This window comes from Pseudomonas sp. (assembly GCF_035277045.1).
Lineage (GTDB): Bacteria > Pseudomonadota > Gammaproteobacteria > Pseudomonadales > Pseudomonadaceae > Aquipseudomonas.
Genome location: NZ_DATELE010000276.1, coordinates 350,427 through 369,285, shown reverse-complemented (window position 1 = coordinate 369,285; position 18,859 = coordinate 350,427). Strand labels below are relative to the sequence as shown.

Annotated in this window: 18 protein-coding genes; 7 read left to right on the top strand and 11 right to left on the bottom strand. The window is 64.9% G+C overall.

Going from position 1 to position 18,859, the window contains the following annotated elements; all coding sequences use genetic code 11:
* Window positions 1–106: 106 nt before the first annotated feature.
* The 3 genes from VJS90_RS17690 to VJS90_RS17680 form a co-directional block, all read right to left on the bottom strand.
* Window positions 107–1,273, bottom strand: coding sequence for an MFS transporter (locus VJS90_RS17690; protein WP_324122937.1), 1,167 nt, complete (start codon window positions 1,271–1,273; stop codon window positions 107–109).
* Between the two features lie 254 nt (window positions 1,274–1,527).
* Complete coding sequence (locus VJS90_RS17685) at window positions 1,528–2,724, bottom strand: class I SAM-dependent rRNA methyltransferase (protein WP_324122936.1); 1,197 nt, start codon at window positions 2,722–2,724, stop codon at window positions 1,528–1,530.
* Window positions 2,725–2,801: 77 nt separating this feature from the next.
* Window positions 2,802–3,341, bottom strand: a complete 540-nt coding sequence (locus VJS90_RS17680) for a type 1 glutamine amidotransferase domain-containing protein (protein ID WP_324122935.1) — start codon at window positions 3,339–3,341, stop codon at window positions 2,802–2,804.
* A 181-nt stretch (window positions 3,342–3,522) separates the two neighbouring features.
* Here VJS90_RS17680 and VJS90_RS17675 point away from each other — a divergent pair, with 181 nt between their 5' ends.
* Window positions 3,523–4,335: an HDOD domain-containing protein gene (locus tag VJS90_RS17675; protein ID WP_324123245.1), complete on the top strand. Its 813-nt coding sequence runs from the start codon at window positions 3,523–3,525 to the stop codon at window positions 4,333–4,335.
* A gap of 1 nt (window position 4,336) precedes the next feature.
* Window positions 4,337–5,149: a bifunctional DNA-formamidopyrimidine glycosylase/DNA-(apurinic or apyrimidinic site) lyase gene (mutM, locus tag VJS90_RS17670; protein ID WP_324122934.1), complete on the top strand. Its 813-nt coding sequence runs from the start codon at window positions 4,337–4,339 to the stop codon at window positions 5,147–5,149.
* Between the two features lie 18 nt (window positions 5,150–5,167).
* Here the strand turns inward: mutM and VJS90_RS17665 are convergent, their stop codons facing one another.
* Window positions 5,168–5,419 (bottom strand): YfhL family 4Fe-4S dicluster ferredoxin, encoded by a 252-nt coding sequence (locus tag VJS90_RS17665; protein WP_028693370.1) that lies wholly within the window; start codon window positions 5,417–5,419, stop codon window positions 5,168–5,170.
* Window positions 5,420–5,528: 109 nt separating this feature from the next.
* Window positions 5,529–6,008: a pantetheine-phosphate adenylyltransferase gene (gene coaD, locus VJS90_RS17660; protein ID WP_324122933.1), complete on the bottom strand. Its 480-nt coding sequence runs from the start codon at window positions 6,006–6,008 to the stop codon at window positions 5,529–5,531.
* Between the two features lie 126 nt (window positions 6,009–6,134).
* Between coaD and VJS90_RS17655 the strand changes: the two genes are divergently transcribed.
* Entirely contained in the window at window positions 6,135–6,989 is an 855-nt protein-coding gene (locus tag VJS90_RS17655) for a sulfurtransferase (RefSeq protein WP_324122932.1), read from the top strand.
* Here the strand turns inward: VJS90_RS17655 and VJS90_RS17650 are convergent, their stop codons facing one another.
* The 6 genes from VJS90_RS17650 to VJS90_RS17625 all read right to left on the bottom strand — a co-directional run bounded on the left by VJS90_RS17650 (window position 6,990) and on the right by VJS90_RS17625 (window position 14,253).
* Entirely contained in the window at window positions 6,990–7,982 is a 993-nt protein-coding gene (locus VJS90_RS17650; protein ID WP_324122931.1) for a hydrolase, read from the bottom strand. It abuts the gene before it with no gap.
* Window positions 7,983–8,042: 60 nt separating this feature from the next.
* The gene (locus tag VJS90_RS17645; RefSeq protein WP_324122930.1) at window positions 8,043–9,434 is read right to left on the bottom strand and encodes a pitrilysin family protein; all 1,392 of its coding nucleotides are present in this window, start codon (window positions 9,432–9,434) and stop codon (window positions 8,043–8,045) included.
* Window positions 9,427–10,734: a pitrilysin family protein gene (locus VJS90_RS17640; RefSeq protein ID WP_324122929.1), complete on the bottom strand. Its 1,308-nt coding sequence runs from the start codon at window positions 10,732–10,734 to the stop codon at window positions 9,427–9,429. The genes VJS90_RS17645 and VJS90_RS17640 overlap by 8 nt, the downstream gene beginning before the upstream one ends.
* Window positions 10,735–10,836: 102 nt before the next feature.
* The gene (gene rsmD / locus VJS90_RS17635; protein WP_324122928.1) at window positions 10,837–11,427 is read right to left on the bottom strand and encodes a 16S rRNA (guanine(966)-N(2))-methyltransferase RsmD; all 591 of its coding nucleotides are present in this window, start codon (window positions 11,425–11,427) and stop codon (window positions 10,837–10,839) included.
* On the bottom strand, window positions 11,427–12,905 hold the full coding sequence (locus VJS90_RS17630) for a pitrilysin family protein (protein ID WP_324122927.1): 1,479 nt from the start codon (window positions 12,903–12,905) through the stop codon (window positions 11,427–11,429). Before VJS90_RS17630 ends, rsmD begins: the two co-directional genes overlap by 1 nt.
* Complete coding sequence (locus VJS90_RS17625; RefSeq protein ID WP_324122926.1) at window positions 12,898–14,253, bottom strand: pitrilysin family protein; 1,356 nt, start codon at window positions 14,251–14,253, stop codon at window positions 12,898–12,900. The genes VJS90_RS17630 and VJS90_RS17625 overlap by 8 nt, the downstream gene beginning before the upstream one ends.
* Window positions 14,254–14,484: 231 nt before the next feature.
* Between VJS90_RS17625 and ftsY the strand changes: the two genes are divergently transcribed.
* The 4 genes from ftsY (at window position 14,485) to rpoH (ending at window position 18,817) form a co-directional block, all read left to right on the top strand.
* The gene (gene ftsY / locus VJS90_RS17620; RefSeq protein ID WP_324122925.1) at window positions 14,485–16,164 is read left to right on the top strand and encodes a signal recognition particle-docking protein FtsY; all 1,680 of its coding nucleotides are present in this window, start codon (window positions 14,485–14,487) and stop codon (window positions 16,162–16,164) included.
* Window positions 16,161–16,832, top strand: coding sequence for a cell division ATP-binding protein FtsE (ftsE, locus tag VJS90_RS17615; protein WP_158458715.1), 672 nt, complete (start codon window positions 16,161–16,163; stop codon window positions 16,830–16,832). Before ftsY ends, ftsE begins: the two co-directional genes overlap by 4 nt.
* Window positions 16,829–17,857, top strand: coding sequence for a permease-like cell division protein FtsX (gene ftsX / locus VJS90_RS17610; RefSeq protein WP_324122924.1), 1,029 nt, complete (start codon window positions 16,829–16,831; stop codon window positions 17,855–17,857). Before ftsE ends, ftsX begins: the two co-directional genes overlap by 4 nt.
* Window positions 17,858–17,962: 105 nt before the next feature.
* Window positions 17,963–18,817 (top strand): RNA polymerase sigma factor RpoH, encoded by an 855-nt coding sequence (gene rpoH / locus VJS90_RS17605; RefSeq protein ID WP_324122923.1) that lies wholly within the window; start codon window positions 17,963–17,965, stop codon window positions 18,815–18,817.
* Window positions 18,818–18,859: the final 42 nt, after the last annotated feature.

Sequence of the window (18,859 nt, the reverse complement as noted above, 5' to 3'; positions counted from 1 at the left end):
GGGCGTTATGAGAGTGACTGTCTTTGTCCCCTGCCGGCATCGCACAACGCGTTAGTGATGTGGCCCGGCGAGGGCTCCGCCCTCGCCAGGACGCAGGACCAGCCGGTTAGGGGATAGTGGCGGGAACCCGGGACGACAGCCATTTCACCATGAACACTCCCGCTAAGCTCACACCGATGAAACCAAGCCCCAGGTGCAAGGACAGGCTTTCGTCTGCCAGTGCGATCAGACCACTGGCCAAGCCTCCACTCGTGAACAGTATGGTGTTGTTGAGCGCCGCCGCAGCACCCACACGTGATGGATGGCGCTCCAAGGCGCAGGAAGTGGCCGCAGGCCGGGTGATGGTGGTGCCGGCCGTGCAAATGACCATTGGCAGGAGGATGGATGTCACGGACAAGCGTCCAACCATCAGCCAGCATGAGAGCACCAGACCTCCAAAGCCGATCAACCCCAATCCGAACGCGATTTGTGCATGTGGGGTGAGTTTGCCATTCACGGCGCTGGCGATGAATCCACCCAGGAAGTAGGCAATACCGTAACCGATGAACACCAGGGAAAACGCGTACTCGGAAAGCCCGAGCGTCTGCATCAGCAACAAGGGCGACGTGACGATAAAACTGAAGTGACAGGCAAACGCCATCGCCGACAGTACCGAGTAACCCATGAATCGGCCATCGTTGAGCAGCACCCGGTAGCTTTCGAGAATGCCGCCGACTTCCGGCGGATCAGGCACATCCTTCAGCAGGGACCAGGCAAGCCAGGCTACCCACAGCGCCAGGCCGATGAACACCCAGAAACTTGCGGTCCAGCCGAATCCACGTTGCAGTGCGCTGCCGGCCAGCGGAGAGAGCGAGATGAACACGCCGCTGGCACTCGTCAGAAGAATCCGCATGCGGTTGCGTTGCGCGCCGGTGAAGACGTCCTGGACCAGTGCTTGGCCGAGGACGAAACATCCACATCCCAGGGCCTGGAGCACACGGCTGGCGATGAACGTCGGGTAGTCAGTCGCCAGCAGGCAGCCCAATGCGCCCGCAATGGCGATAAACAGACCAGCCATCAATAGACGCTTGCGTCCCATTCGATCAGACAACGGGCCAATGATGGATTGGGACAGAGCGACGCCCAGGGCGAAACCGCTGATCGATAGCGCGATGCTCGAGATATCGACGCTGAAGGTGGTAGCCAAGGCTGGAAAGGACGGGAGGATGACGTCGAGCGGGAATACGCCCAACAGGCTCATGAGGAGCAGAAGGAGTACAGATCTGGGGTCCATTGTTGTTCTTCTTTTCGATGGCGGAAAAGACGAACGTTAGCCCTGACCATCGACAGACTTGGTGCGGACCGGTCTGACTGTTATGTAGGAATATTCTTCTTTTAACGGCCTTCAGAGCCGCTTTGCGGACATCGCGGCACAAGGCCGCTCCCACAGGGACAGCGGCGGGCACGTGGAATCTGCCGTTCTGCACATAACTCTGTGGGAGCGGCCTTGTGCCGCGATGGCCTGCAAAGCAGGCCCGGTACGGTCAATCAGCTATTGGGCAACAACCGGCACGTAATGCTCTTGATGTACCGCGTCTCCGGAATCGCCGGGTGCACCGGATGATCCGGCCCTTGGCCGCCACGCTCGAGCAGCTGCAGGTTGCGGTCCAGGTGGCGGGCGCTGGTGAGGAGGATGCCGTTGAGGTCATCCTCGGGCAGGTGCATGGAGCACGAGGCGCTGACCAGAATGCCGTCCTTGGTGAGCAGGCGCATGGCCTGTTCGTTGAGGCGGCGGTAGGCGCCTTCGCCGTTCTTCAGGTCTTTCTTGCGCTTGATGAAGGCGGGCGGGTCGGCAACGATGACGTCGAAGCGCTCTTCGGCGGCCTTGAGCTCCTTGAGGGCTTCGAACACGTCGCCTTCGATGCAGGTGAGCTTGTCGGCGATGCCGTTGAGCGCGGCGTTGCGCTCGACGCCATCAAGGGCGAAGGCCGAGCCGTCAACGCAGAACACTTCGCTGGCGCCGAACGCGCCGGCCTGCACACCCCAGCCACCGATGTAGCTGAACAGGTCGAGCACGCGCTTGCCTTTGACGTACGGCGCCAGGCGCGCGCGGTTCATGCGGTGGTCGTAGAACCAGCCGGTCTTCTGGCCTTCGCGTACCGGGGCTTCGAACTTGACGCCGTTCTCTTCCAGCGCGACCCAGTCCGGCACTTCGCCGTAGACGGTTTCCACATAGCGGCCCAAGCCTTCGGCATCACGGGCGGCCGAGTCGTTCTTGAACAGGATGCCGCTTGGCTTGAGCACCTGCACCAGGGCGGCGATGACGTCGTCCTTGTGCTGCTCCATGGTGGCCGAGGCCAGCTGCACCACGAGGATGTCGAAGAAACGGTCGACCACCAGGCCCGGCAGCAGGTCGGAATCACCGTAGACCAGGCGGTAGCACGGTTTGTCGAACAGGCGCTCGCGCAGCGACAGGGCAACGTTGAGGCGGTGCACCAGCAGGGACTTGTCCAGCGCGAGCTTGGCGTCGCGCGACAGCAGGCGGGCGCAGATCAGGTTGTTGGGGCTCAGGGCGACGACGCCCAGCGGCTTGCCGTTGGCGGCTTCGAGGATCGCCTGCTCACCGGCGCGAAAGCCTTGTAGCGGGGTCGCGGCGACGTCGATTTCGTTGCTGTAGACCCACAGGTGGCCGGCGCGCAGGCGGCGGTCGGCGTTGGCTTTGAGGCGAAGGCTGGGCAGGGACATGACGTCGCTCCGGAAAAAAGAGCGGGAGTATAGCGCGTTGGCCGCGCGCCCGGCGCGGCCAACGACAAACAGCGCGGTCAGCCTGCCAGGGCCTCGATCAGCTTCTGGTTGAAGGCGGGGATGTCGTCCGGCTGGCGACTGCTGATCAGGTTGCCGTCCACCACCACTTCCTCGTCGACCCACTCGGCGCCCGCGTTGCGCAGGTCGTCCTTGAGGGTCTTGTAGCTGGTCAGTCGACGGCCCTTGACCAGTTCGCTGGATACCAGCAGCCAGCCGCCATGGCAGATCACCGCCAGCGGCTTGCCGGCCGCGTCGTGGCTCTTGACCAGATGCTGGGCGCCTGGAATCAGGCGGATGGTATCGGAGTTCTGCACGCCGCCTGGCAAGACGACGGCGTCGTAGACGTTCTGGCTCGCGTCGTCAAAGGTCGTGTCCACCTCGAACTCGTCAGCCGGCTTGTCGTGGTTCCAGCCGCGCACCTTGCCGGCCTTCTCGCTGATGATGTCGACCGTCGCGCCGCTTTGCTTCAGGGCATCGCGCGGGCCGGTCAGTTCGGCCTGCTCGAAACCGTCGGTAACCAGGATCGCGACGCGCTTGCCGCTCAAGGATGTGCTCATGGGATGTGCTCCTTTTCTGAATAGGCCTGATAAAAGAGGCCGCAAAGCACAAAAGAAAGTTCCGGCGGGCTTGGTCCCCGAATGGACGAACGGGTTAAAATCGCCGCTCATCCCCGAGCGTGCACGTATGTCCCAGGAACTCACCGCTGAACAGATCAGGCAAGCCTTGCAAGGTATCAGCATCCCACCGCAACCGCAGATCATGGTCGACCTGCAGTTCGAGCAGTACATGCCTGATCCTGACCTGGAAACCATCGCCAGGCTGATCTCCCAGGACCCGGGCCTGTCCGGCGCACTGCTCAAACTGGTGAACTCGCCGCACTTCGGGCTGGACAACAAGATCGGCTCGATCCAGCGCGCGGTGAACCTGCTGGGCAGCCGCTCGATCATCAACCTGATCAACGCCCAGTCCATCAAGGGCGAGATGAGCGACGAAACCATCGTCACCCTCAACCGCTTCTGGGACACCGCCCAGGACGTGGCGCAGACCTGCCTGACCCTGGCCAAGCGCACCGGCCTGCAGGCGGTCGACGAGGCGTACACCCTGGGGCTGTTCCACGACTGTGGCGTGCCGCTGATGCTCAAGCGCTTCCCCGAGTACATGCGGGTGCTCGAAGACGCCTACGCCAGCGCGGGCCCCGACCACCGCGTGGTCGATACTGAAAACCAGGTCTTCAACACCAACCATTCGGTGGTCGGCTATTTCACCGCCAAGTCCTGGCGTCTGCCCGAGCACATCACGGCGGCCATCGCCAACCATCACAACGCCCTGGCGGTGTTCCGCGACGATTCCTCGCGCAACACCCAGCTGAAAAACCTGCTGGCGGTGCTGAAGATGGCCGAGCACATCTGCGCCTCCTACCGGGTGCTGGGCAGCCAGAACATCGATCACGAATGGAACGCGGTGGCCTCCTGTGTGCTCGACTACATAGGCTTGTCGGAATATGACTTCGAGAGCCTCAAACAGACCCTTAGAGACATGAACGGGCACTGATATGCCAGAGTTGCCGGAAGTCGAGACCACCCGCCGGGGCATCGCCCCTTATCTTGAGGGCCAGCGTGTCAACCGCGTGATCGTGCGCGACAGCCGCCTGCGCTGGCCGATCCCCGAGGATCTCGATGTGCGCCTGTCGGGGCAGCGCATCGTGACCGTCGAGCGGCGGGCCAAGTACCTGCTGATCAATGCCGAGGCGGGCACGCTGATCAGCCACCTGGGCATGTCGGGCAATCTGCGCCTGGTCGAGCTAGGGCTGGCGCCTGCCAAGCACGAGCATGTGGACATCGAGCTCGAATCGGGCCTGGCCCTGCGCTACACCGACCCACGGCGCTTTGGCGCCATGCTCTGGAGCCACGACCCGCACAATCACGCACTGCTGGCGCATCTGGGGCCGGAGCCGTTGACCGACCTGTTCGATGGCGAGCGGCTGTTCCAGCTGTCACGTGGGCGGGCCATGTCGGTCAAGCCGTTCATCATGGACAACGCGGTGGTGGTTGGCGTCGGCAACATCTACGCGACCGAAGCGCTGTTCGCGGCGGGCATCGACCCACGACGCGCGGCGGGAGGCATCTCGCGGGCCCGCTATCTCAAGCTGGCGGTCGAGATCAAGCGGATCCTGGCCCATGCCATCGAGCGCGGCGGGACCACGCTGCGTGATTTCTTTGGCGGCGATGGCCAGCCGGGGTATTTCCAGCAGGAGTTGTTCGTCTACGGCAGGGGCGGGCAGCCGTGCAAGGTGTGCGGCACCGAGCTGCGCGACGTCAAGCTGGGGCAGCGGGCCAGCGTGTTCTGCCCGCGCTGCCAGCGGTAGCCACGCAGGCGCCGCGGATCAGGCCTTGCCGGTGATGCGCCGGTACTTGGCCATCAGCTGCTCTTCGCTCTCTGGATGGGCTTCATCGAGCGGGATGCAGTCGACAGGGCAGACCTGCTGGCACTGCGGCTCGTCGTAATGGCCGACACACTGGGTGCACAGGTTCGGGTCGATCACGTAGATCTCTTCACCTTGGGAAATGGCGGCGTTCGGGCACTCGGGTTCGCAGACGTCGCAATTGATGCAATCGTCGGTGATGATCAGGGACATGGGGACTCCGGCCGGGGCTGGGAGCCCGGGCATTTCTATACCAATGGCCACAATTGTGCCGCATTCGCGCCCGCAGTGCACGCGGGCGCTTCGCGTTGGCGCGTACGGTCTACTTCTTGAAGCGTTCGGTCAGGGCGTCGGCCACCACGGGATGGACGAACTTGGTGATGTCGCCACCCAGCGCGGCAATTTCCCGGACCAGGGTCGAGGAAATGAACGAATAGCGCTCTGACGGCGTGAGGAACAGGCTCTCGACGTCGGGCGCGAGCTGGCGGTTCATGTTCGCCAGCTGGAACTCGTACTCGAAGTCGGACACCGCGCGCAGGCCCCTCAGCAGGACGTTGGCGCCTTGCTCCTTGGCGAAATGCGCCAGCAGGCTGGAGAAGCCGATGACCTCCACATTGGGCAGGTGCTGGGTGACCTCACGCGCCAGGGCCACCCGCTGTTCCAAGGGGAACAAGGGGTTTTTCTTGGGGCTGGCCGCCACGGCGATGATCACATGGTCGAACAGTCGCGAGGCACGTTCGACCAGATCGCCATGGCCTTTGGTAATGGGGTCGAAAGTACCCGGGTACAACACTCGGTTCATCGCTTGATCCTGGCTGGAGTGCGTTGGCGACTCGGATGGTAGCGCAGCGACTGCGCCCGGCCAAGTCAGGCATGCCGACTCAAGGCACTATAGACTCAGGAGAGGTTCATTCATCAGGAGATTGTCATGCCCCTTGCGCAATTGATCACCCCCCAGCAGTTGGCCGAGCGCCTGGACACGCCCGGCCAGGTGATCCTCGACTGCCGGTTTGCCCTGGAAGACGTGGATTACGGCCAGCGCAGCTATGCCGAAGGGCATATCGCCGGCGCGCATTTCGCTGATCTGGAGCGCGACCTGAGCGGCCGCGTGGTCAAGGGCCATACCGGCCGGCATCCGTTGCCTGCGGCCGAGCGGCTGGCGGAGCGCCTGCGCGGCTTTGGCCTGGACAATGACAGCCAGGTGGTGCTGTATGACGACGGCCCTGGGGCATTTGCCGCCCGGGCCTGGTGGTTGCTGGCCTGGCTGGGCAAGCGCGACGGCGTGAGCATCCTCGATGGCGGCCTCAAGGCCTGGCATGCCGCGCACCTGCCGTTGAGCCTGGATCCGCCGCATAAACGTGAAGGGACGTTCGTCGGCACGCCGGACATGAACCTGCTGGTCGATGCCAAGCAGCTGGCCAAGCGCCTGGGCAAACCGGACCTGACCCTGCTCGATGCCCGCGCCTTGCCGCGTTTTCGCGGTGAAGTCGAACCGATCGACCCGGTGGCGGGGCATATCCCGGGCGCCCAGTGCGCGGCCTTCACCGACAACCTCGGACCGGACGGCAGGTTTCTGCCTGCCGGGGAACTGCGTGTCCGCTTTGCCGAGAAACTGGCCGACCGCTCGCCCGAACAGCTCGTGGCCTACTGTGGATCGGGCGTGACGGCTTGCCATAACCTGTTTGCGCTATGCCTGGCGGGCTACCCGCTGGCGCGCCTGTACGCAGGCTCCTGGAGCGAGTGGATCAATGATCCGGCCCATGGGGTGGCTACCGGCGACTGATCAGACCCCGTCCACCAACCACTGCGGGATGCGCCGCTCCAGGTAATAGCCGGGGTTGCGCAGGCTGCCATCGACAAACCCGACATGGCCGCCGCGCGGGTGCAGCTCGAACTGTGTCTGCGCTGCCAGCTCGCCGGGGTTGGGCAGGCTGTGGCTGAACACGAACGGGTCGTCGCTAGACTGGATGATCAGTGTCGGCGTGCGGTTGTCGCCCAGGTAGTAGCGGCTCGATGAGCGCCGGTAGTAGTCGTGTGCGTCCTCGAAGCCGTTGAGCGGCGCGGTGACCCGGCCATCGAAATCCCAGAAATTGCGCAGGTTGCGCAGCTCGCCCAGGCGCGCCAGGGTGGCCAGGTTTTCGTGGTGGCCAAGGTGCTGGAAATGACGCTGCTTGTCCTTCACGTACGCCAGCATGGCCCGCATGAAATGCGCCTGGTACACCCGTGAAAAGCCCAGGCCGATGCGGTCGGCGCATTCATCCAGGCGAAACGGCACCGACACGGCGACCGCGGCCTGCAGCTGGCTGGCCGCGCCGCGCTCGCCCAGGTACTTGAGCAGGATATTGCCCCCCAGCGAATAGCCCACCGCATACAGCGGCGCCAGCGGGCGCTGGGCGCGCAGGTGACTGACGACCTCGGCAAGGTCTTCGCTGGCGCCCGAGTGGTAGCTGCGCGGGAGCAGGTTCGGCTCACCGGAGCAGCCACGCCAGTTCACTGCCACGCTGGCCCAGCCGCGCTGTTGCAGTGCTTGCTGCAGGCCTTTGACGTAGGGCGAGCCGGACGAACCGGTCAGCCCGTGCAGTACCAGGACCAACGGCGCACCGGCCTCATGCGGGCCGTGCCAGTCCAGGTCGAGAAAGTCTCCATCGGTCAGCCACAAGCGCTCGCGGGTACGTGGCAGGTCGGGCATCTTGCGCCACAGAGGCCCCCACAAGGTTTGCAGGTGGGGGTTGGCAAGGCCGGTGGCGGGGCGGAACTGGGTGCTATGGCTTGGCATGCTAGGCGGCTCGTGTTGACCCACCTAGGATGCCATGGAAACACCTTCCCTGTACCTGCGCTACGCGCCGCTTGCCGGTAATGCCGGCAGCGGTTGCTGCTGCGCGGCGGGCCCGACGCTGACGAACACAGCGCCTTCCAGGTCGAGGTGGCGTTGCAGCACCCCCCGCACCGCTTGCGGCGTGATCTCGGCCAGGCGGCGCAGATAGGCATCGAATTGTGGCGGTGACTGCGGACCGAGCTGGACCAGCTCGGCAGCGAGCGACTGGTTGCGCGCCACGCGGCGCAGCAGTGTGCCCGCCACTTGCTGCCGGGCCCGGTCCAGCTCGGCTCTCGTCGGTCCCAGCCCGGCCAGATCACGAAGCATGCTTGCCACAAGCTGCCGGGATCCCGCTGAATAGTGCGCGGCGACCTCCCAGTCGAGGGTCAGCACACCACCTCCCTGATACGGGGCCAGCTCGGAGCTTATGCCATACGTCAGGCCGCGGCGCTGACGCAATTCCTGCATCAGGCGCGACTCGAAACCTGCCCCCAGGACCACGTTCGCCAGCATCAGGGCCGGATAGTCCGGATCATCGGAGGTAATCCGGATCGGCACGGCCAACAACGCCGAATGGCTGATGCCGGATTGTTCCACATGAAGGGTCCTGGCTTGCGCGGCCGGGGCTGGAGGCACCTCAGCGGCGGCCCAGCCTTGGGGCAGCGCCTGGGTGATCCGCTCGACGATGGCTTCGGCGTGCGTGCGCGACACATCACCGACCAAGGACAGGGTCAGGTTGTTCGCGGAATAAGCGCGCCGGTGGAATGCCCTGAGATCGTCTGGGGTGATGGATTCCACCCCCTCCTTTGTACTGCCCAGGGCATTGGCATAGGGATGCCCGGCAAAGAGATGGGCGTACGCTTCGATGTGCTTGCGGCCCGCGGGGTGGGCTTCGCGGGCGCTGTGATACGCCCTTAGGCGGCTCTTGGTGACGGCGAGGTCAGCCGCGTGCAGTGCCGGGTACGCGAGCATTTCAGTGAATAGCTCGATGGCGGGGTCGAGCAGCGCTTGATCACTCAAGCTGCGCAGGCTGAGCGTGGTGTGGGTCAGGCGCGCGCGTTTATCGATCAGCACTCCCAACTGTTCGATGCGCTCGGCGAATTGTTCCGTGTCCAGGTGCCGGGTGCCTTGTCCTAGCATATGCAGGGTCAGGGCCGCCAGCCCGCTGGCCTCGCCATCGAGATGACTGCCGGCGTTGAAGCGCAGTGCCAGGTCAACCGTCGCCAGGCCGCGCGACTGCACGAACGTGACTCGGGTGCCGGTCTCGGTTTGCCAGGATTGCACGTCTGTGGTGATGGGTTCGAACTGGTTGAAGTCGATGCCCCGGGCTGAAACGAGGTTGTCGAACAGGACGTCCGCCTCGATGGCGGCAGGGGCCTGAGAAGGTTGGGCGGTGTGGGTTGGATCAGTCATGCGAACGCTCCTTGTCCTGCATGTAGGTGACCGTCAGACGGTTTCGGGTGAGGTAGCCGGATGCTGCCTGCCGCACGTCCTCGCCCGTGAGGTTCTCGATCGCCTGCTGCTCGGTGTCCAGCAGGTCCGGATCCACGCCGCTGCTGGCGCACGTCCCGATAGCCGACGCCTGCTGGGCGATGTCATCGCGTGCGAAGAGCACAGCGGTCAGCACCGCGGTCTTGGCGCGCTTGATTTCCTGCTCGCTGGGCGGTGTCTGCCCGAGCCGTTCCAGCTCGCGCCAGATCAGCGCGACCGCGTCCTGAGGCGGGCCGTTGGAAAAGGCGCTGAGCGTGAACAGACCGTCGCCACGTTGCAGGTAGTCATACTCGGATCTGACCGCCAGCAGCGCTCTTTCGCCGCGCACCAGGCGACTGTAAAGCCGTGAGCTGGTGCCAATCGTGAGCAGCGCGGCCAGCAATCGCAGCGCATGGGCGTCCCTGGCGCTGCGGGCAGTGGCAAGGCTGGGGGTGTTGAAGGTCATGATCACGCCTGGACGCATGCCAGACATCGTCACGGTCTGGGTACGTTCCTCCAGCGAGACGCTTTCCCTGGGCGTTTCCCTGGGTGGCAGGGTATTGGCCTGCAGCCCGGCAAAATGGCGATCGACCAGTGTCCGCAGGCGCTCAGGGCCGATGTCGCCAGCCACCACAAGGGTGGCGTTGTTCGGGTGGTACCAGCTTTTGTACCAGATCAATACTTCTGCGAGGGTCATCTGCGCGAGGTCTTCAGCGTGGCCGATGATGGGCGTCGCGTAGCGGTTATCACCGTGGGCGAGGGCCCGGCCACGTTCCTGTGCCAGGGCAAACGGCATGCCATCGATCCTCGAGCGCCGTTCCGCCTTGATAACCTCCAGCTCGCGGGCAAAGGCCACTTGGCCCATCCTCGCGGTTGCCATGGTATCTGCCATGGCTTCGATCGCGATCTCCAGGCGGCTGGCGGGCAAGGTGACCGGAAACACCGTGGCGTCGCGGCTGGTGAACGCATTGGGTTCACCGCCCAGCCGAGTGATCAGGGCGGAGTACTGCCCAGGTCCGAGCTTGCTGCTGCCTTCGAACATCAGGTGTTCCAGGGCATGGGAAAGGCCGGTGTGGCCGACGTGTTCGTAGCTTGAACCGACGTGGTACCACAGCTGCGCGCTGACCAAGGGTGCTCGATGGTCTTCGCGCAGGTAGACGGCAAATCCGTTGTCGAGGGTGAAGCGATGGAGGGGTGGCGGGGAGGGGGCTGGGAGCTGGCTTTCCAACGGGTATGAAGGCATGACGAGACTGCTCCTGGGTTATGAAAGTCGGAGCAGTCTCGAGGGAAGTTGACGCCTGCCTGAGGTATTTAGTGCTGCAGGCAAGCGTTCAGACGATAGCGGTCAGCCACGCTCCCACAGCGCGTAATGCACCTGCCCGGTCTTCTTTTCCCGGTGCAGACGCCAGCTTCCCGGCATTTGCAGCGAAGAAGGCGCCGCTTCGCTTTCGGTGTAGATCCAGGCGTGGTCACGCAGCCAGCCGCGGTCTTCGAGCAGGCTGCAGGTGTTGGCCAGCAGGTCCTGGTGGAAGGGCGGGTCGAGGAACACCAGGTCGAACTGCTGCTTCACGTCACCTTGCAGGTAACGCAGAGCGTCGCTCTGGATGACCTTGCCGCGCGGGCAGCGCAGCACTTCGAGGTTGTCACGCAGGTTGGCAATGGCCGCGGGGTTGCTGTCGAGGGCGACCGCTTCGGCCGCGCCGCGCGACAGGGCCTCGAGGTAGAGCGCGCCGCTACCGGTGAAGGCGTCCAGCACGTGGGCGCCTTCGATGTGCGGGGCGAGCCAGTTGAACAGGGTTTCGCGGACCCGGTCCGGGGTCGGGCGCAGGCCGTCTCCGGCGGGAACCGGCAGGCGGCGGCTGCGCCATTCCCCGGCGATGATGCGCAGGTGACCCTGGCCCTGGCTGGGTCTGGCGGGTTGGGAGGGCTTGGCCATTAATGCTCCGGTACGCCAAGCGGCTGCTCGGCGGGTTTTTCAGTAGGCGGTGGCAGGGGCTTCTGCGGCACTTTCGGGCCGGCCGTGACGATGACCAGCTTGTCGGCCGCCAAATGCTTGTTGAGCGCGGTCTTCACCTGATCGACCGTGAGGTTCTGGGACTGCTGCATGAAGTCTTCGAGCCAGGTGAGGGGCAGGTTGTAGAAGCCGATCGCGCCCAGCTGGCCGACGATGCTGGCGTTGCTGGCGGTGGACAGCGGGAAGCTGCCGGCCAGTTCGCGCTTGGCGTCATCGAGCTCCTGCTGCGTGGGGCCGGTCTTGAGGTAGTCGGCCAGGATGTCCTGCACCAGCTTGAGCGTGCCTTCGCTGAGCTCGGCGCGGGTCTGCAGGTTGATCATGAACGGGCCGCGCACCTGCATCGGGGTGAACACCGAGTAGACGCCGTAGGTGAGGCCGCGTTTTTCACGGACTTCGCTCATCAGTCGAGTGCCGAAGGCGCCGCCGCCGAGGATCTGGTTACCCAGCGAGAGGGCGGCGTAGTCCGGGTCGGCGCGGTCGATGCCGAGCTCGGCGAGCATCAGGTGGGTCTGCTTCGACGGGAAGTCGATGTGCGTGCTGCCTGCCTTGGGTTCGCTCGGCTGCGCTGGCTTGGGCAGGGCCGGGCCCTTGGGCAGAGCGCTGGAGACCTGCGCGGCGATGGCTTCGGCTTCGCCGCGGCTGAGGTCGCCGACCAGGGCGATGACCGCGTTGCCAGCGGCGTAGGCCTTGGCATGGAAAGCGCGCAGCTGCTGGAGGGTGATCGGCGGGATGCTCTGGGCGGTACCTTCGCTTGGGCTCGCGTAGGGGTGGTCACCGTAGAGATTCGCGAACAGTGCCTTGCCCGCCAGCTTGGCCGGGTTCTGTTTCTCGTACTCGAAACCTGCCTGCAACTGGTTCTTGATGCGTTGGAGCGAGTCTTGCGGGAACGTCGGCTTGCCCACCACCTCGGCGAACAGCTTGAGCGCGGGCTCACGCTTGTCGGCAGCGCTGAGGCTGCGCAGGGTGGCCACGGCCATGTCGCGGTATGAGCCATTGCCAAAGTCCGCGCCCAGGCCTTCGAAGCCCTGGGCGATGGCGGTGACGTCCTTGCCGGCCACGCCCTCGTTGAGCATGGCGTTGGTCAGGGTGGCGACGCCCGGCGTGGTGCCGTCCTGGCTGCTGCCCGCGGCAAAGGTCACGCGCAGGTCGAACATCGGCAGCTCACGGGCCTCGACGAACAGCACCCGGGCGCCTTCGGCGGTGTTCCAGTGCTGGATGTTCAGCTGGCGGCGGCTGGGCGCCTTGCCGTCGACCTCGGCCAGCGATTGCAGGGTATTGGCGGGGCGGGCGGCGGCGACCTCGGCCAGCGCAGGGCGTGCCATGAACACGGCCAGGGCGAGCACCGGCACCAGGGTGCCGAGGCCCAGCAGGGGATGGCGTGGGGCGCGGCGGTCACTCATGAGCGGACTCCTCGGGCAATACGTGGGCAACGCTCAGGCGTTCACGGGTGAAATAGGTGCGTGCGGCGTCCTGGATGTCTTTCGGGGTGACCTGCTTGAGTTCGTCCAGCTCGCTGTCGATCAGTTTCCACGACAGGCCGACGGTTTCGAGCTGGCCGATGGTGGTGGCCTGGCTGCTGATCGAGTCGCGGTCGTAGACCAGCCCGGCGATCACTTGCGCGCGCACCCGCTCGAGCTCTTCGGCCGAAGGTGGCGTGGTCTTGAGTTCGTCGAGCAGCGTCCAGAAGCCCTTCTCGACATCGGCGAGGGTTTTCTGCTTCTGCACGTTCGGGGTTGCCGAGAGCAGGAACAGGCTGTCGCCACGGGTGAAGGGGTCGTAGCTGGAACCGGCGCCAGCGACCAGCTCCTGGCCGCGCTCGAGGCGTGCGGGCAGGCGCGCGCTGTAGCCGCCGTCAAGCAGTGCGGAGATCAGGCGCAGGGCGTGCACGGTGCGCGGGTCCTTGGCGGTGGCCAGGCCTGGCACGTTGAAGCCGTAGATCAGGCTCGGCAGCTGGGTCTGCACGTGCAGGGTGAGCTTGCGCAGACCGGGTTCGGCGAGTTCCACCGGCAGCTTGGCCGGCGGTACGGCGCGTTTGGGGATGGCGCCGAAGTACTTCTGCGCAAGGCCCTTGATCTCATCGACGGTCACGTCGCCCACCACCACCAGGGTCGCGTTGTTCGGGGCATACCATGACTCGTACCAGTGGCGCAGTTCCTCGACCTTCATGCGCTCCAGGTCGGCCATCCAGCCAATGGTCGGGGTGTGGTAGCCGCTGGCCGGATAGGCCATCGCGCGGAAAAGCTCGAAAGCCTTCTGGTTGGGCTTGTCATCGGTGCGCAGGCGGCGCTCTTCCTTGATGACTTCGATCTCCCGGCTGAATTCGTCGGCCGGCAGGCGCAGGCTGGCCAGGCGATCGGCTTCGAGCTCGAAGGCCACCGGCAGGCGGTCGCGGGCCAGGACCTGGTAATAGGCGGTGTAGTCGTCACTGGTGAAGGCGTTTTCCTCGGCGCCCAGGTCGCGCAATATCCGCGATCCCTCGCCGGGACCCACCTTGGCGCTGCCCTTGAACATCATGTGCTCCAGGGCGTGGGACAGGCCGGTCTGGCCCGGGGTTTCGTAGCTGGAGCCGACCTTGTACCAGATCTGCGAGACCACCACGGGTGCGCGATGGTCTTCGCGCACGACCACCTTGAGGCCGTTGTCGAGGATGAACTCGTGGGTGGGTTGCGGATCGGCGGCAACGGCCGCGAACGGCAGACAAAGTGTGCTGAGCAGCAGGCCAGCAGCGCGGCGGGCTAGAGCATTCATACAATTGTTAACCTGTAGGACGGCCCGCGTGGGTTTAGCGTCGGCGGGCCTGGAGGTGCTAGGATACTGATCCGATTGCCTGGCGACCATGCCTGTCGCCGATCTGGCCCGAGGGCCTCACGACAAAATATTGCGCATGAACCAGCCGGATTCGAAATAGTCTGTTCTGCGTTGAAAGAATTCCCGGTGCGCCGCTGGTGGCGCATCGCTACCCTGAGATAGCCGTCCTCCATGTTTGGTTCCAACGACGACAAGAAAGCGCCGGCCGCGGCTGGCGAGAAGAAAGGCCTGTTCAGCTGGTTCCGCAAGAAGCCGCAGGAACCTGTCGCCGAACAGCCACAGCCCCCCGAACCGGTAGCCGCCGAGGTGCCTGCCGAACAGGCGACCGCGCCAGCCGAGGCCGTGCGCGAAGCGCCCGCGCCGGTAGCCGTGCACGCGCCTGTGGCGCCGAGCCCGGTGACTGAAGTCCCTGAGCCCGCGCCGGCTCCTGCGCCAATTCCATCTGCACCGGTTGCACCGGCACCCGTCACCCCGGCACCTGTTGTCGCCCCGCAGGTGATCGCCCCCGAGGCGCCGGCGCCTGTTGCCCCGACGCCACCGCCTGCCCCGGCGCCATCACCTGCCGTCGCCCGCGTCGCCGAACCGGTCATCGAGCCTGTGATCGAGCCGGCCGCGGCGCCGGTCAGCAACCTGGTGCTGCCGGTCAGTGAAGAGCCGGTCGCGTTCGTGGAAGACCTCGAGCCGCACGCCCCGCCCGCCATTCCAGAGCGTGCCGCACCGGTCGCCGCGCCTGCGGTGGTCCCGGCAGTGCCTCCTGTGGCTCCAGCCGAGCCGGTGACTGTGGCGCCCGCCGTGGTCTCGGCTGCGCCCGTCGCTGCAGCCCCCCCAGTGGTCGCCGCCGCCCCTGTCGATGCTCCTGCCCCTGTCGCCGCGCCAGTTCCGGCCGAGCCCCCAGCCCCACCTCGTGCCGAGGAAACCAAGGCCGGCTTCTTCGCCCGCCTCAAGCAGGGCCTGTCCAAGACCAGCGCCAGCATCGGCGAGGGCATGGCCAGCCTGTTCCTGGGCAAGAAGGCCATCGATGACGACCTGCTCGACGAGATCGAGACCCGCCTGCTGACCGCCGACGTTGGCGTCGAGGCCACCACCGCCATCGTCCAGAACCTGACCCAGAAGGTCGCGCGCAAGCAGCTGGCCGACAGCGACGCGCTGTACAAGTCGTTGCAGGACGAGCTGGCCGGCGTGCTGCGCCCGGTCGAGAAGCCGCTGCAGATCCAGGCCCAGTCCAAGCCGTTCGTCATCCTTGTGGTCGGCGTCAACGGCGCGGGCAAGACCACCACCATCGGCAAGCTGGCCAAGAAGCTGCAGCTCGAAGGCAAGAAGGTCATGCTGGCGGCGGGCGACACCTTCCGCGCCGCCGCGGTCGAGCAACTGCAGGTCTGGGGTGAACGCAACAAGATCCCGGTCATCGCCCAGCACACGGGCGCCGACTCGGCGTCGGTCATCTTCGACGCGGTGCAGGCTGCCAAGGCCCGCGGCATCGACGTGCTGATCGCCGACACTGCCGGTCGCCTGCACACCAAGGACAACCTGATGGAGGAGCTCAAGAAGGTCCGCCGGGTCATCGGCAAGCTCGATGCGGATGCGCCGCACGAGGTGCTGCTGGTGCTCGACGCCGGTACCGGGCAGAACGCCATCAACCAGGCCAAGCATTTCAACCAGAGCGTCGAGCTGACCGGCCTGGCGCTGACCAAGCTCGACGGCACCGCCAAGGGCGGGGTGATCTTCGCCCTGGCCAAGCAGTTCGGCCTGCCGATCCGTTATATCGGCGTGGGCGAGGGTATCGATGACCTGCGCACGTTCGAAGCCGAATCCTTCGTCAAGGCCTTGTTTGCCGAGCGGGAGCATCCATGATCCGCTTCGAACAGGTCGCCAAGCGCTACCCCAATGGCCACGTAGGCCTGCATGAGCTGAGTTTTCGGGTGCGCCGGGGCGAATTTCTGTTCGTGACCGGCCATTCCGGCGCTGGCAAGAGCACCTTGCTGCGCTTGCTTCTGGCCATGGAACGCCCGACCAGCGGCAAGCTGCTGCTGGCAGGGCAGGACCTGGGCCAGATCAGCAACGCGCAGATCCCGTTCCTGCGGCGTCAGATCGGGGTGGTGTTCCAGAACCACCAGCTGCTGTTCGACCGGACAGTGTTCAACAACGTCGCCCTGCCATTGCAGATCCTCGGCCTGTCGAAGGTCGAGATCGCCAAGCGCGTCGACTCGGCGCTCGAGCGCGTGTCGCTGGCCGACAAGGCCGAGCTGTTTCCCGGCGACCTGTCGACCGGTCAACAGCAACGTGTCGGCATCGCCCGCGCCATCGTTCACCGGCCAGCCCTGCTGCTGGCGGATGAGCCCACCGGTAACCTCGATCCACGCCTTGCCGCGGAGATCATGGGCGTGTTCGAAGACATCAACCGCCTGGGCACCAGCGTGCTGATCGCCAGTCACGACCTGGCCCTCATCGCGCGCATGCGCCACCGCATGCTGACCTTGCAGCGCGGCCGACTGATCGGCGATGGGGAGGCCGGGCAATGAGCACACGCAGTCCCAAGGTGTCCGAGCGCGTTGCGCCCAAGGCCGCCGATGAACAACCGCAGAAGCACAAGAAGCGCGGCGGTCATGATGACGATGGCCCGGATTTCCGCACCCTGTTCAATGCCTGGGTGGAAAGCCACCGTGCCAGCGTGGTCGACAGCCTGCGCCGCCTGGGCAAGCAACCGATCGGCAGCTTCTTTACCTGCCTGGTGATGGCCGTGGCCCTGAGCTTGCCGATGGGCTTGTCGCTGCTGCTGAACAACGTCGAGCGCCTGGGCGGATCCTGGCAGCGCGCGGCGCAGATTTCCCTGTACCTCAAGCTCGATGCCAGCAGCCGTGACGGCGAGGCGCTACGCGAGCAGATCAAGGGCATGCCGGGCGTCGCCGAAGCGGACTATGTCAGCCGCGAACAGGCGCTCGAGGAGTTCCAGCAGCAGTCGGGACTGGGCGAGGCGCTGCGTGAGCTGCCCGACAACCCATTGCCCGGCGTGGTGGTGGTGACCCCGAGCGAAGTCGACAAGCCCGCGCTTGAGGCCTTGCGTCAACGCCTGGCAGAGCTGCCCCGGGTGGAAATGGCGCAGCTGGACCTGGTGTGGGTCGAGCGCCTGGCGGCGATTCTCAAGCTCGGTGACCGGTTTGTCTTCGGCCTGACCGTCCTGCTGGTTTCCGCATTGCTCTTGGTAATTGGTAACACGATTCGTCTACATATCGAGAACCGCCGCACCGAGATCGAAGTGATCAAGCTGGTGGGCGGCACGGACAGCTATGTCCGCCGGCCTTTCCTCTATATGGGCGCGCTCTATGGACTGGGCGCTGGCGTGCTGGCGTGGGGAATCCTGGCATTCGGCCTGAACTGGCTCAATGATGCCGTCGTAGGGCTTTCGGGGCTGTATGGCAGTGATTTCGCACTGGCAGGTGTGCCAGGGTCCGATGGTCTGTCGCTCTTGATTGGAGCAGTATTGTTAGGGTATATCGGTGCATGGATCGCGGTGGCCCGTCATTTGAACGAGTTGGCGCCACGATAATGTTTTTTGGCCAGCATTGGCCCGCCTGGGGAACTTGCCTATTGCTCCCCGGTCAATGTTGGCAGTGCCTGAGGGCACGAGTTCAGTGAGTCCGGAGGTTTTCGCATGACCACTTCGTTGCAGCCTGCCTATGCCCTGGTTCCCGGTGCAAACCTGGAAGCCTATGTGCACACGGTCAACAGCATTCCATTGCTGACGCCCGAGCAGGAGCGTGATCTGGCCGAGCGTCTTTTTTACGAGCAGGATCTTGGGGCCGCTCGGCAAATGGTTATGGCCCACCTGCGTTTCGTCGTGCACATCGCGCGCAGCTATGCCGGCTACGGCCTGGCGCAAGCCGACCTGGTGCAGGAAGGCAACGTTGGCCTGATGAAGGCCGTCAAGCGCTTCAATCCCGAGATGGGTGTGCGCCTGGTGTCGTTCGCCGTGCACTGGATCAAGGCCGAGATCCACGAGTTCATCCTGCGCAACTGGCGCATCGTCAAGGTCGCGACCACCAAGGCGCAGCGCAAGCTGTTCTTCAACCTGCGCAGCCAGAAGAAACGCCTGGCCTGGCTGAACAACGATGAAGTCCATCGTGTGGCCGAGAGCCTGGGGGTGGAGCCGCGTGAAGTGCGCGAGATGGAAAGCCGTCTGAGCGGTCACGACATGGCGTTCGACCCGGCTGCCGAAGCCGACGACGACAGCGCCTTCCAGTCGCCTGCGCATTACCTGGAGGACCACCGCTACGACCCGGCGCTGCAGCTCGAGGATGCCGACTGGAGCGACAACTCCAGCAGCAACCTGCACGAAGCGTTGCAGGGCCTTGACGACCGTAGCCGTGACATTCTCTACCAGCGCTGGCTGGCCGAGGAAAAGGCCACGCTGCATGAGCTTGCGGACAAGTACAGCGTGTCGGCCGAGCGTATTCGCCAGCTGGAAAAAAATGCGATGAACAAGGTGAAGGCGTTGATCGCGGTCTGATTGTCGCGCTGCAAAAAAAGCCGCTTGTCCCCGAAAGGGGCA